Annotated in this window: 7 protein-coding genes; 1 reads left to right on the plus strand and 6 read right to left on the minus strand. The window is 73.1% G+C overall.

Translation table 11 applies throughout. The annotated features are described in order from the left end of the window. Positions 1–256: 256 nt before the first annotated feature. The 6 genes from ACH34R_RS37940 to ACH34R_RS37965 form a co-directional block, all read right to left on the minus strand. Positions 257–1,342, minus strand: a complete 1,086-nt coding sequence (locus ACH34R_RS37940) for an AAA family ATPase (RefSeq protein WP_397566426.1) — start codon at positions 1,340–1,342, stop codon at positions 257–259. After that, positions 1,339–4,830: a WGR and DUF4132 domain-containing protein gene (locus tag ACH34R_RS37945; protein ID WP_397566427.1), complete on the minus strand. Its 3,492-nt coding sequence runs from the start codon at positions 4,828–4,830 to the stop codon at positions 1,339–1,341. Before ACH34R_RS37945 ends, ACH34R_RS37940 begins: the two co-directional genes overlap by 4 nt. A gap of 207 nt (positions 4,831–5,037) precedes the next feature. Continuing rightward, on the minus strand, positions 5,038–7,716 hold the full coding sequence (locus tag ACH34R_RS37950) for a LuxR C-terminal-related transcriptional regulator (protein WP_397566428.1): 2,679 nt from the start codon (positions 7,714–7,716) through the stop codon (positions 5,038–5,040). A gap of 38 nt (positions 7,717–7,754) precedes the next feature. Beyond that, positions 7,755–10,034, minus strand: coding sequence for an FGLLP motif-containing membrane protein (locus tag ACH34R_RS37955; RefSeq protein WP_397566429.1), 2,280 nt, complete (start codon positions 10,032–10,034; stop codon positions 7,755–7,757). A gap of 124 nt (positions 10,035–10,158) precedes the next feature. Then, entirely contained in the window at positions 10,159–11,340 is a 1,182-nt protein-coding gene (locus ACH34R_RS37960; RefSeq protein WP_397566430.1) for an MFS transporter, read from the minus strand. Between the two features lie 63 nt (positions 11,341–11,403). After that, positions 11,404–11,550 carry a hypothetical protein gene (locus ACH34R_RS37965; protein ID WP_397566431.1) on the minus strand — a complete coding sequence of 49 codons (147 nt, stop codon included), beginning with the start codon at positions 11,548–11,550 and terminating at the stop codon, positions 11,404–11,406. 365 nt (positions 11,551–11,915) lie between these two features. Here ACH34R_RS37965 and argG point away from each other — a divergent pair, with 365 nt between their 5' ends. Next, positions 11,916–13,364, plus strand: a complete 1,449-nt coding sequence (argG, locus tag ACH34R_RS37970; RefSeq protein ID WP_397566432.1) for an argininosuccinate synthase — start codon at positions 11,916–11,918, stop codon at positions 13,362–13,364. The last annotated feature ends 6 nt before the right edge of the window (positions 13,365–13,370 follow it).

Consider the following 13,370-nt stretch of genomic DNA (forward strand, 5'->3'; position numbering starts at 1 on the left):
ACCCGGTACGTACGCCGGCTGCGGCGTCAATGTGCTGTTGGCGACACGCCGTCCGCCGGAGGCCGTCGCGGTCGTTGCGGCGGTCCCTCGCCCGGTGCGTACGCCGGTCGCGGCCCAGCGATGGCGTCGGCGATGGTCGGCTGTGGCGGTGGCCGGTCGGGTGCTCAGAGATGGGGTCGGCGCTCGTACGGCACGTACGAAGGCACTGTTACGGGGGCGGGCATCCAGGATCGCGGGGGTCATGGCGGCGGACTCCTCAGCCTGGGAGGAGGTGGCGGGACTCGTAGAGGGCGCGCCACTGGGCGCCGGGGCGGCCGGCGGTCTGCTGTTCGAGGTATCTGCGCAGCTTGGCCAGGTCTTCCGGGGCGTCCTTGGCGGCCGTGCCCGCCAGGCAGGACACCAGGTCGGCCGCTGTGCCGGGCTCGCCGCGCAGGAACCAGCCGCGCAGTCCGACGGCGTGCGCCACCGACACGGCCTCGGCCGTGCTCATCACCCCCGACAGCCGGTCCATGACGTCGCCCCGCGCCGTCTGCCCCTGGCGCAGCTCCCGGAACACGGTCACCAGGACCTCCAATACGTCGCGTCGCGGCGGCGCGCCGACCCCCGAGCGCCGCAGCAGGGCCGTGGCCTCCGCCTCCACCAGCGACAGCTCGGTGTCGAGGTCGGGGATCGGGAACACGGTCTCGAAGTTGAACCGCCGCTTCAGCGCGGCGCTCATCTCGTTGACGCCCCGGTCGCGGGTGTTGGCGGTGGCGATGACGGTGAAACCCTCCCGGGCGAACACCATCGACTCCGGGCCGGTCAGCTCCGGCACCGCGAGCACGCGGTCCGACAGCGGCGACAGCAGGCAGTCCTGTACCTCCAGCGGACACCGGGTGATCTCCTCGAACCGCACCACCTTGCCCTCGGCCATGCCGCGCAGCAGCGGCGCGGCCACCAGCGAGCGCGGCGACGGGCCCTCGGCGACCAGCAGCGCGTAGTTCCAGGAGTATTTGATCTGGTCTTCGGTGGTCGCCGCGCCGCCCTGGATGGTGAGGGTCGAGATGCCGCTGACCGCCGCCGCCAGCAGCTCCGACAGCAGCGACTTCGCGGTGCCCGGCTCGCCCACGAGCATCAGCCCGCGGTCGGTCGCCAGCGACACCAGGGCCCGGTCGATCAGCGAGGGGTCGCCGACGAACTTACGGCTGACGCCCAGCTTGTCATCACCGATGACGAAGCTCCGGGCGGCCGTCAGGCTCAGCGCCCAGCCCGGCGGACGCTCCCCGTCGTCGCTCTCCCGCAGCCGGGCCAGCTCCTCGGCGTACCGTACCTCGGCCGGAGGCCGCTGGAGGCCGGTGCTCATCGGGTGATCTCCCGCAGGTCGCGCAGGATCTCCGAGAGGGTGATGGGGTCGAGGTCATCGGTGCCTGTCGGGACGCCCACCAGGGACTGCTCCCCCCAGAACTCGATGTCGCCGACCGCGATGCCGGGATTGAGGCCGATGGTGATGCTCCCGCCGCCGGGCACGTCGCGTTCGAGCCAGCACTGGATGCCCGCGTCCTGGGGCGCGCCGCGCCGCCAGCCACGGCGCTCCAGGCCGATCACCCGGCCGGTGGGGACCTTGGCGCTCTCCATCCGGGCCGCCTCGGCCGCGTCGGCGGCATAGACCTCCCGGCCGAGCTGCGGGAACGGCTGAAGGATCTCGTAGTCGGCGAACACCTCGGCCCAGGCGCTCAGCGTCTCCGGCAGGTCCAGCGGATGCGCGACACCGATGAGGGCGTCGGCGGGCAGCGTCAGTTCCTCGTCCTCGACGTCGGCGAAGCCGCGGTCCTCGGCCACCCGCAGCGCGCCGATCGGGTCACCCGACGCGTCGTACACCCCCCACACCAGCCGCCGCACGATGTGCCACAGCAGCGGATGGCCGACGAACAGCCGGGTGAACTCCTCGCCGCTCCACCGCCGCCGCTCGACCATCGCCAGCTCCAGCCGGCTGATGGCGTCGGCGGCCACCGTGCGGACGTCCTTCTTCAGCGCGGCGAACCGCCGGTAGGCCGCCGGCGCCAGCTCAGCGTCGTCTGCGGCCCCGGGCTTGGGGAGGGTCTTCAGCCGTTTGCCCGCGGCGTCGGTGATGTACGGTTTGAGCTGCTCGTCGAAGCCCACGACGAACCGCCTGCGCCCGTAATCGAGGGTCAGGCTGCCGTCGGCGGCCAGCCCGAAGTCAGGCACGAGCCGGTCGGCCAGCTCGTGGGAGGTGAGGCCGAGCCGCGCGGCGACCTCGGCCAGCTTCTGCCGGGCCCGCTCCTTGAGCCCGCCGAACTTGACCCGCTCGGCGATGCCGTGCAGGTGCATCAGCGCGACGTCGGTCCCGATGGCGGCCAGGATGTCGAGCCCCGTCACCGCGCGGGCGTGCCCGCCCTCACCGGGCCAGGCCCGGATCAGCGGCGTCAGCCCGCGGACGGTCTCGTCGTCGCCGATCAGCCCGAGCGCGTGGAACATCCAGCTCTCCTTGGCCGGGTGCCCGGTCGCCTGCCAGCGCTGGAACAACGCCCAGCCGAACTCGGCCAGGCTGCGCGGGTCACAGGACTCTTTGACCAGCGCGACTCCGGGGTACGGCTCGCCGGGCCGGGAGATCGCCAGCATCATGATCATATGGCGGGCGGCCTCGACCGGCAGCGCGCCCGCGCCGTCGCGCAGGTGGAGGGGGGTCAGGATCGATGGGTCGGCCCAGCCCGGCAGTGTCGGCATCCGGGCGGGGAGCGTGTCGAGGGGATCGGCGTCGAGCAGGCCGCTGATCGCGGCCTCGGCGGCCGGGCCGTGGCCGTCGGCGGCCCGCCGCACCGCATCGCGGTGGCCGGCCGCGATCAGCGCCGTCAGCGCCTCCTCGGCCTGCCTGCGGGCCGGGCCGAGCGTGCCCAGCGCCGCCGGGACCAGGGCCCGGGCGGCGGCGTCGGGGTGGCGGTCCAGCCAGGCCAGTGCCGTGGCCCGCACCGACTTCAGCCGGGCCAGGCAATCGGCCATCAGCACGGCCACCTCCGGGTCGGCGAACGGCAGCAGCGCCCGGGCGATTTGTACGGGGCTCTTTCTGGCGCAGTGCAGTGCCAAGGGCAGCGCCGCCAGCTCGAACCGGGCCACCACCCCCCGCATCCAGTGTGCGGCGTCCCACACCTCGGCCGGACGCCATGTCTCGACCAACGGCCTGGCCAGTTCCTCCGGGCCGATCGCGAACAGGGCCATCAGATCCGAGCCGTGAGTGCCCGGCGCGCCGGCGATCCGCTTCCAATCCCGGTGGTGGTAATAGTGCTGCTCCGACGTGACGGGAAGCCAGGCGTCCCGCTCGCCGGGAGCCCATCCCAAGGCCGGTTCGTCGGTGCAGGTCAGGCCGCTCACCACCACCGGCTCGCGGGCCTTACGCCGCCGCGTCCACGGCGGATCGCGCAGCACCTCCGGCAGCGCCTCGGGTGGTGCCGTCTCGACGGCGGCGGCGGTGCTCACGATCGCGCCGATCCGCTCCGCCGCGACCCTGCCCACCTGCGCCGACACCTCGGTCACCAGGCCGGGATGGGCCAGCACATGCGCGCGCAGCAGCTCGCCCGCGAGCTTGCCGTCCGCGGCGGCCAGCAGCCGCATCGCCCGGCGCGGGTAACGGGCCGCCGCCCGCAGCAGCGCCGGCCGGCCGTACTTGTGCTTCGCCCGGTCGATCAGCGCCTGCATCGCCGCGTCGGTCGGCAACTCGACGAGGACCGCCGCCAGCCGCCGTTCCTCCTCCGCGCCCTCGGCGAGGTCGAGCCAGCGGGCCAGTATCGGGGTGGCCGCCTCGCCCATGCCGTCGACGATGGTGGCCGGCAGATCCAGTGAGCATGCCACTCGGTAGACCCACACCTGGTCCGCGATCAGCGCCGCCTGCTCCGGTGTGCTGATCGCGGCGACCAGGACTTCTGCGTAATAACGGTTGATCTGGGCGATTTCAGCGCAGTCGGCGTCGACCCAGGCGATCTCGGTCGGCGCCAGGAACGACGCGGCCACCCGCTGGTGCGGACCTTCCGCGCGGCACGCCTCCAGCGCGGCGACCGCCTCGGCGTAGTCGGCGTCAGACGCCGCCGCGACGGCGGCCCGGACCCGCGCGGGCAGCGCGATCCGGCTCCAGGAGAACCAGGAGCCGGAACCGTCGGTCGCGGCCCGCCGCCGGACCGGCATGGCGGTTTCCCGGCCGGCGTAATAGGGCTGGTCGCCCCAGCATTTCAGGGAACTCAGCTCGGCCACCGCCACCGCCGCGAACGCCAGGCCGCGCTCGGCCAGCCAGGTCTCGGCGAACGCGCCCAGCGTCGTCCGATCGTGCGCGTCCTGGTAGGTGGCCACCACCGCGGCGACCACCGCGGCCCCCAGCGGGGTGCCCGCCAGACCATCGGCGAGATAAGCCCGGCCCGCGGCGGCGATCTCCGGGTCGGAGCACAGCGCGAGGCAGTCGAGGATCACCTGCCGATCTCTGCCCAGCGCCGCCGCGACCTTGGCCGGGGCGGCGGAGTCGGGCCGCCCGGCGGCGACCCGCGTGCCGCCCCGGCGCGGGTGCAGCTCGCGCAGCCACGCGGGCGGCATCGTGAACCGATCCTCGTCGGCGGGCGCGGCCTGCCCGGCGGGCGCGTCGCCTTCGACGTAGCCCTTGCGTAACTTCTCGGCCACCAGCTTGTCGGCCGCCTCGGTCGCTTCGGCGGCGGAACCGAACGCCTTGACCTGGGTGCGGCCGGCCGCGCCGAGCCGCCCGTACCGGATCTTCAGCTCGCCACCGTCCTGGCTCACCTGCCAGAACTTCGCCGTGCCGCCGCCGGGATGCGTCAGCTTCCGATCTATGGTCATGCGATACCTCGCAGTGGGGGGTCAAGGTGGTGCGCGGGCACGGTGATGCCGAAACCCTCGCCGCGCGCGCTCAAGGGCAGGCCCAAAGTAGCGACCCGCACCGACAAACCCGCCGCCCCGGCGATCTTGTGAGGCCGGCCCGGGTGTACCTCCCGGAGGGCCGCGCCGCGTTGGGGGTGCTCGGCGGCCGGGGCGTATGCCCAGGGGTCAGCTTGTGGGGATTTTTCCGGGGCCGGTGAAGAGGTCGGAGAGTTCGGTGCGGTTGTTGACGCCGAGTTTTTCGTAGCTGCGGTAGAGGTGGTTGCCGACCGTGCGGGAGGCGATGCCCAGGGCGGCGGCGATCTGGGCGTTGGTCTCGCCGCGGGCGGCGCGCAGCGCGATCTGGTACTCGCGGCGGGTGAGGGCGGTGGCGTGGCCGGTGTCCAGGGCAGGGGTGCGGGCGCCCTCGCAGCGGGCCGCCCATTCGGCGGCCCGCCAGGCGCATCTGCGCGCGGAGCCCTTCTTGCCCACGGCGAGGTGGGCCGCGCTCGCCTGGGAGACCGCCTCCGCCGCCGCCAGCATCGCGCCCAGCGCGGCGAACTCCGCGGCCACGCCTTCCAGCCCCGGCCCGTCGCCGGCGGCCAGCGCGGTGGCGTGGCGCAGGTACAGGGCGGGCAGCGGCCCGTCGGCCGCCCCTTCGGACAGGGCGGTGAGCCGGGGCAGGGCGGACGCGGGCTCGCCCAGGCGTACCGTGTCGTGCAGGAAGGACAGCTCCCACGAGGGCGCGCCCATGAGCCTGGCTCGCTCGGCCGCGCGTGAGCAGATCGCCACCGCCTCGGGGATGTCGTGCTCGGCTGCCGCGAGCGCCGCCGCCGCGGCGTCCATGGCGAAGGCGAACAGCGTGAAGCCCTCACCCGTGCGGGCCTCGGCCAGCAGCCGCCGCGCGTCGTCCAGCCGGCCGAGCAGCACCAGCGAGTGGGCCAGTTCGGCGGCGCCGATGTGGGCCAGCGAGAGGGCGTCGGCCTCGCGGAAGAGCCGCCGGGCGTCGCGCAGGTGGCGTACCGAGGCGGCGGCCCTGCCGGTGAGCCGGGCCGAACGGCCGAGGGCCAGGGCCGACACGCCCGTGGCGTACGTCCAGGCGGTCGGGTTGGCGATCATGGTGTCGTGCCAGTCCCTGGCCGTGGTCTCGGCCTCCTGGAACGCGCCCGCGAACTGGAGGGCGAAGATCGGCCCGAGCACCGGGGTGCCGCGCAGCCAGGGCACGACCGCCGCATGGGCGTCCATCCGGGCCATCGCCCGCCGCCCGGTCGCGCACGCCTCGCCGGTGCGGCCGGTGAACGCCGCGACCAGCGCGTGGGTGAGCAACCGCACGGTCTCGCCCGGCTCGCTGAGCACCGGCATGTCCGCGAGGTCGCGGGCCACGTCGAGGGCGGCGGTCAGCTCTCCGCAGTACGCGAGCCAGCCCGCGTACACCGGCCCGAGGTCATCGCGCCACGGGGAGGCCAGCATCGCCGGCGCGGCCCGTTTCATCAGCCGCATTCCCTCCTCCGCCCGGCCGAAGCCCCACAGCAGGTTGATGCTCCGCACGAAGTCGAGCCGGACGCGCACCTCGGCGCTCGCCCAGGCGGGCGGGTCGGCGTAGAACTCCTCGGCGCGTTCCGGCTCGCCGCTGAACACCAGCAGGTCGCCGAGCAGCGGCACGGCCTCGTGGCTGCCTGCGGCGACCGCGGCGGAGAGCAGCCGCCGGGTCAGCGCGAGGTCGGAGCCCGCCCACGCCTGCCTGGCCGCCGCCACCAGCGACTCGGGTGTGGCCGGGGTGCCGCTCTCCAGCCGCCACAGCGCGATCCGCAGCGTGTCGCCGCGGCGGCGGGCGCCCTTGCGCGCGATCACGTCGGCCAGCTCGGCCTGCCGGGTGCGGGCGAGGGTCATCGGCAGCGTGGCGCGTACCAGATCACCGTGCAGCGGATGGCCGAGACCGGTCTGGAGCCGGTCGCCGTCGCGATCGACGCGGATCAGCCCGGTGCGTTCCAGGGCCTCGACCGCCGCGGGCGAGGTGAGGCCGGTCAGCATGTTCAGCCCGAGCGAACCGGCGAAGGCCAGCAGCTCGACCGCGTGCCGCTGGTCGTCGTCCAGCCGTTCGATCCGGGCCCGGATCAGCTCGCGCAGCCGGGGCGAGGCCGTCCACGGGCCGCGCCACAGCCAGACGCCCTCCGCCTCGGCCAGCGCGGCCACCTCGCGCCCGGACTCCACCAGCTCCCGCAGCAGCAGCGGGTTACCCCGGGCCGCCGCCTGCAACCGGGCCAAGGTGGAGCGCTCCACCTGCCCGTCCAGGGCCGCCGACAGCGCGGACTCCACCTCCGCGTCCGACAGCGGGAGCAGGTCGACGCGGCGCAGCACGCGTTCTTTCCACAGCGCGGTCAGCGTGGCAGGGGCGGGCTCGCCGTCGCGCACGGTCACCGCCACGCGGGCCCCGCCGGAGCGGGCGAGGTCGGCCAGCAGCAGCACCGAGAGGTCGTCCAGGAGGTGGGCGTCATCGACCCCGATCACCAGGGTCCGGCCCCCGGCGGCGGCCCGCAGCGACTCGGCGGCCTCCTGCACCGGGTTCCAGGCGGAGAACGGCTCGGCCCGGGGCGGGAGCACGCGTTGCAGGGCGTGGAACGGGATCTTGTCACCGGAGGAGGCGTACGCGACCGTGCGCAGCACCTTGACCGACCGGTCGCCTCTGGCCAGCCGGTTGAGCGCGTGGCGCATCAGCTCACTCTTGCCGGTGCCCGCCGGACCGGCGAGCACGACCCCCGCGTAAGCCTCCTCGGCCCGCCCGTTGCCGGCGCGCTTCGGTCGGCGTAATGCCGCGACGATCGTGCTCATTTCGCTTTCGCGACCCACGAACGGCCATCCTGCGCCCATGGCCAATAGTATGGCCCCGGCGCCGCCGTTATGCGGACTTACGGTGCGCCGTTTCCCGCGGTGCGGGCCGCCGCATTCTCCTGCCGCTTGACCCGCCACAGCACATACAGCCAGGTCGCCATGGAAATGGCGCCGAATATCACGAACAGCACGATCATCTTCTGGATCTCGTCGGCTTTCGGGGCCTGGTCGGTGTCGATCAATGTGAGATAGACGAAACAGAACGCCGTGGGGGCGAAGATCGCCGCCCAGGCCGCCTTGCTCCACCGGAACAGGTGGTAACCGTCCAGGAAGCGCATCGGCAGCAGGGCGAACACCACCGTGCTGAGCACCGTGAGCGTCATGGTGCCGAGCAGCAGGTCGGCGAACCGGGTGACCTCCGCCGAACTGCCCGCCTCCATCGCCTGGTCGCCGGGCGTCCAGGCCGCGGACATGGCCACCGCCACGGCCAGCGTGAGCACGGAGGTGACCAGGATCGCCCGGCCCTTGGTGGCCGCCTCGGCGGCCTCGGGCGGGCCGGCCGCGCCGGACGCCTGCCGTACGCTGAAGACCGCGACCAGGCCGTACACGTACTCCGGCTCGAACCCGAACGCCAGCGACAGCCCCGCGCACACCCCCGCCACGCCCAGCGCCGCCGGGAGCACGCGCATGAACGTGGTCTTGGCCCCCGTGAAGGACACGGCGTGCGGGAGCCAGCCGTACGTGAGCGTGGTGATCAGGACGGCGACGAAGAACGCCACGATGAGCGCCAGCATGTTGGCCGGGGAGAATTCCCCGTCCGGCCGCAGGTCGGAGTTGCCCAGCGTGAGCAGTGCGGTGGCGGCAACGGTGAACAGCAGGAACTTGGTACGCGGCGACAGACGGGTGCCCCGGGGCGGGCGGGCTCTCTCCTCCACCGCTTTGTTGAACACGTCGGAGGGGAATCCGAGCAGCGGCAGGATGAAGAAGGGAGCGGTCACCAGCAATATCACCAGTATCACGAGCAGGGTCGAGATCCCCGCCTTGACCGGATCCCACTGCATGTCACCCAATGAACCGAAAGATGCCGGAATGCTAAACCGTAGTGTGATTTGTGACTGTATTTCCAAGAATGCGGTTGCGGAGACCTCTGCGCCCGCCGCCAGCGCCACGCTGACCGCGCCGCCCTGCTCGGCGGATCCCATTTCCCGCAGCGCGACGGCGGGCGCCGGGGTGGAGCAGGACAGCCGGACGACGTGGCGGCCCGGCGCGGTCTCCCTCGGTACGGTGAACGTCGCCCGGATCGTGGCGCCCACGCTCAGCCGCTCCGGCGCGAGCGCGTTCCCGTCGAGCGTCAGGCGCGTGTCCGTACACCCGGGCGGGAAGCCGCGGCCCTCCAGGCTCACCGGCCGGCCCCGCCCGGCGGCCGGCGGATCGAGGAGCAGGGCGGGCGTACCGGTCCCGCGCGGGGCGTTCCGGCCCGGGGCCGGGCTCGGGCTTTCCGTCGGCGTGGGCGAAGGTCCGGGCGGCGTGGTCGCCGGAGGCGGCAGCGTCCGCGTCGGCTCCTCAGTGGGCTCCTCAGTGGGCTCCTCAGTGGGCTCCTCAGTGGGGCGCGGTGAGGTGGGTGGCGGCGAGGAGGATTCCCTGCGCCGCGTCGGGGTTTCCGCAGGCTCGGTCACCGTCGGGGTGACCGTTGGGAGCGGCCTGACACGGAAGGTGGCCTCGGCCTGCCGGTCGGAGTCGTCCGCGCAGTACACGGTGACGGTCGTGCGCTGCGGGTCCGCGTTCTCCGGCACGGTCAGCGGAACGCTGAACTCGGCCGACTCCGCCTCCATGGGATCGTCCGACAGCGCCGTGCCGCCCTGCGACATCGACACCCGGTAGTCGCCGCCCGGCCCCGGCGGCTCGTCGATCCGGCAGTACAGGCCGTAGACCTGCAACGTGATCTGCGCACCAGGCCGGGCGGATTCCGGGGAGAGATCGATCTTGAGGTGCGGAATCACCCTGAACGTCGCTTCCGGCGAGGTCTCATCCGACATCGGGCAGTAGACGCTGACGTCGTGGTCGCCGGGGGCGGCGTCGGAGGGCACCTGGAACGTCGCCGCCAGCCCCTCGACGCTCGTCGTACCGCCGTAGATCACGGTGCCGTCCCACAACACCTTGAACGGCCCGTCCAACGCGTCTTCGTCGGTCGCCGTAGGACAGTGCAGCCCGCCGTCGCTGATCTCCACGCTGTCGCCCGCGTACCCCCACGTCGGCGACAGGTCGGGCGGGGTGGGTGCCGGCTCCGGCCCGGCCGCCGCCCCCGCCATGGTCGAAACCGCCGCGGCCAGCCCGGCCGCGAACAGCCGTACGATCACACCCAGCCCCATATTTCCCCCCGCCACGACCCGGACGTCTCCGAGTGTGCGAGGGCCCGCCGCCGCCGTCCTGAGTCATCGCCGACTCAAAAACCGGCGGCTGAGGGTATACCGGCTGCGGGGCCTATGGCGTCGGGGTTCTGGACCCCGTTTCCGTCTTCTCCCCGGAGGCGTACGTCCGCCGGCCGTACACGAGGGTGACCAGCGCGACCGCCACGCTCAGCCCGGCCGTGGTCAGCAGCCCCACCGTGAAGCTCGCGCCCGCCGCGATGAACCCGACGACGAGCGCGCCGAGGCCGGTGCCGACGTCGAAGCCGATGTTCCAGACCGCGCTGGCGGTGCCCCGGTCGCGGGTGGGCACGGCCGCGAACGCCGCTACCAGCGTGAGGTTCTGGAGGCTGCCGTACGCGACGCCGGCGATCGTCATGCCCGTGACCAGGACCGCGGCCCCCGCGCCGCCGTCCGCGACCGACCAGGCGCACAGCGCCATGGCCCCGGCGCACAGGATCAGCAGCGGCGCGATGAACCGCTGCGGGCCGTACCGGTCGGCGAGGCCGCCGACCAGCCAGCGGGCCAGCGCGGCGGCCCCGGTGAGCCCGAGCAGGCCCAGCATCGCGGTGGTCGTGCCGTAGGGGAACTGCGGCGCGAAGGTCAGCAGCGCCCCGCCCGGAGTGGTGACGGCGAGCAGCCCCAGCGTCGGCACGATCAGCGCGAGCAGCACCCGCGCCCCGCCGCCCGCCCGGCCGTCGCCGTCGGAGGCGTCGCGGGCCATGCCGTCCAGGCGTCGCCCGAGGGCGGCGGCGAACGGCACGGCGAGCACGGGCACCGCGCCCGCGATGAACACCGTGCGGAAGTCGAACGTCTCGGCGATCCACGCGGCGCTCGGCACGAGCACGAACTGCGGCGCGGCGATGGACAGCCCGTACACGCCGATCGCGCGCCCGCGCCGGGCGGCGTCGACCAGTTCGGCCACCGCGCTCGCGCCGCACACGGTGAGCACCGCGAACCCCATGCCGCGTACGACGGACAGCGCCAGCACCCACGGAAGCTGGTCGGTGAGCGTGAGCGCCAGGGCGGGCAGGCCCAGCAGCGGCATCCCGGCGACCATGGTCACCCGCCAGCCCAGTCTGCGCAGCGCCCAGGGCACCATGGTCTGGGTCAGCACGGTCGCGAGCATGAGCACGGCGTTCACCAGGCCCGCGCCCGCCTCGTCGGCACCGCCGCCCGCGGCCCACAGCGGGGCGGCCGGCAGCAGCAGGCCGAAGCTGGCGAACCCGAGCGTCGACATGCCCAGCAGCATTCGCATGCCGGGCACCCGCGTCACAGCACCCCTCGCAAGTCCGGTCGTATGCGACATATCAGACATCATTCAGCCGATCCTGCCCGACTGTATCCCGGACGCGTACGCGGGGTCACCCCCGCGGGGTCGCGCGCGGGCCGCCTCGGCGGTCGGCTTGCCGGACAGTTCGGACAGCGCGCGCTCGCGGTCGAAGTCGCGTTCCCAGACGCTGACCACGATGCTGGCCAGACGCCCGCCTGGAGGGCCTGACCGACGCCGAACTCGCCGCGCTGCGCGACGGGTCCGCGCCCCCGTTCACAGACCCCGCCGAAAACGCCGTCCTGCTCGCGGCCAGGGAACCGCTCGCCACCGGCGACCTGGACGGCGAGACCTTCGCCACCGCCGTGGAGCCGCTGGGCGAGGCCGGGGTGTTCGGCCTGATCACGCTGGTCGGGTACTACGGCCTGCTGGCCGCCCAGCTCCGCGTCCTGCGCGCGGAGGTCTGACCCCTGGACCCTCTCGGCCTGTCCTCACAAGGGCAGGCCGAGAGTTTTTCACGCAGCGCTTTGCATGGTCATACGTCAGGATGCATACTCTTTCTTATGTCCAAGGTTCTCACCTCCCTGCCCGTCGGCGAGCGCGTCGGTATCGCCTTCTCCGGCGGCCTCGACACGTCGGTCGCCGTCGCGTGGATGCGGGACAAGGGTGCGGTCCCGTGCACCTACACCGCAGATATCGGCCAGTACGACGAGCCCGACATCGAGTCGGTGCCCGGTCGCGCCAGGACCTACGGCGCGGCGCTCGCGCGGCTGATCGACTGCCGTTCCGCGCTGGTCGAGGAGGGCCTGGTCGCGCTCACCTGCGGGGCCTTCCACATCCGCTCGGCCGGGCGCGCCTACTTCAACACCACGCCGCTCGGCCGCGCCGTCACCGGCACGATGCTGGTCCGGGCGATGCTGGAGGACGGCGTACAGATCTGGGGCGACGGCTCGACGTTCAAGGGCAACGACATCGAGCGGTTCTACCGGTACGGCCTGCTGGCCAACCCCTACCTGCGCATCTACAAGCCGTGGCTCGACGCGGAGTTCGTCTCCGAGCTGGGCGGGCGCAAGGAGATGTCGCAGTGGCTGCTCGCGCACGGCCTGCCGTACCGGGACAGCGCCGAGAAGGCGTACTCCACCGACGCCAACATCTGGGGCGCCACCCACGAGGCCAAGACCTTGGAGCAACTGGACACCGGCATCGAGTCGGTCAACCCGATCATGGGCGTCCGGTTCTGGGACCCATCGGTGGAGATCGCCGCCGAGGACGTCACCATCGGCTTCGACCAGGGCCGCCCGGTGACGATCAACGGCAAGGAGTTCCCCGGCGCGGTCGAGCTGGTGATGGAGGCCAACGCGATCGGCGGGCGGCACGGCCTGGGCATGTCCGACCAGATCGAGAACCGGGTGATCGAGGCCAAGAGCCGGGGCGTGTACGAGGCCCCGGGGATGGCGCTGCTGCACATCGCCTACGAGCGGCTGGTCAACGCCATCCACAACGAGGACACCCTGGCCACCTACCAGGCCGAGGGGCGGCGGCTCGGCCGGCTCATGTACGAGGGGCGCTGGCTGGAGCCGCAGGCGCTGATGCTGCGCGAGTCGTTGCAGCGCTGGGTCGGCCGGGCGGTCATCGGCGAGGTGACGCTGCGGCTGCGGCGCGGCGAGGACTACTCGATCCTGGACACCACGGGCCCGTCCTTCAGCTACCACCCCGACAAGCTGTCGATGGAGCGCACGGAAGACTCCGCGTTCGGCCCCGCCGACCGGATCGGCCAGCTCACCATGCGCAACCTGGACATCGCCGACTCGCGGGCCAAGCTGGAGCAGTACGCGGGGCTCGGCATGATCGGCACCAACCACCCGGCGCTGCTCGACGTCCCGAAGGCGGTCCCGACCGGGCTCATCGGCGAGATGCCGGAGGGTGGCGCGGAGGCCATCGCCTCGCGCGGGGAGGCTCCCGCCGAGGAAGCGCTGCTGGACCGCGCCGCGATGGAGGCCGGCACCGACTGACCCGCC

Source organism: Spongiactinospora sp. 9N601 (genome assembly GCF_044326295.1).
GTDB lineage: Bacteria > Actinomycetota > Actinomycetes > Streptosporangiales > Streptosporangiaceae > Spongiactinospora > Spongiactinospora gelatinilytica.

Excerpts from the sequence above, each read along its gene's own strand:
- ACH34R_RS37940 (WP_397566426.1), bottom strand. The coding sequence starts at position 1,342 with ATGAGCACCGGCCTCCAGCGGCCTCCGGCCGAGGTACGGTACGCCGAG.
- ACH34R_RS37945 (WP_397566427.1), bottom strand. The coding sequence starts at position 4,830 with ATGACCATAGATCGGAAGCTGACGCATCCCGGCGGCGGCACGGCGAAG.
- ACH34R_RS37950 (WP_397566428.1), bottom strand. The coding sequence starts at position 7,716 with ATGGGCGCAGGATGGCCGTTCGTGGGTCGCGAAAGCGAAATGAGCACG.
- ACH34R_RS37960 (WP_397566430.1), bottom strand. The coding sequence starts at position 11,340 with ATGCGAATGCTGCTGGGCATGTCGACGCTCGGGTTCGCCAGCTTCGGC.
- argG (WP_397566432.1), top strand. The coding sequence starts at position 11,916 with ATGTCCAAGGTTCTCACCTCCCTGCCCGTCGGCGAGCGCGTCGGTATC.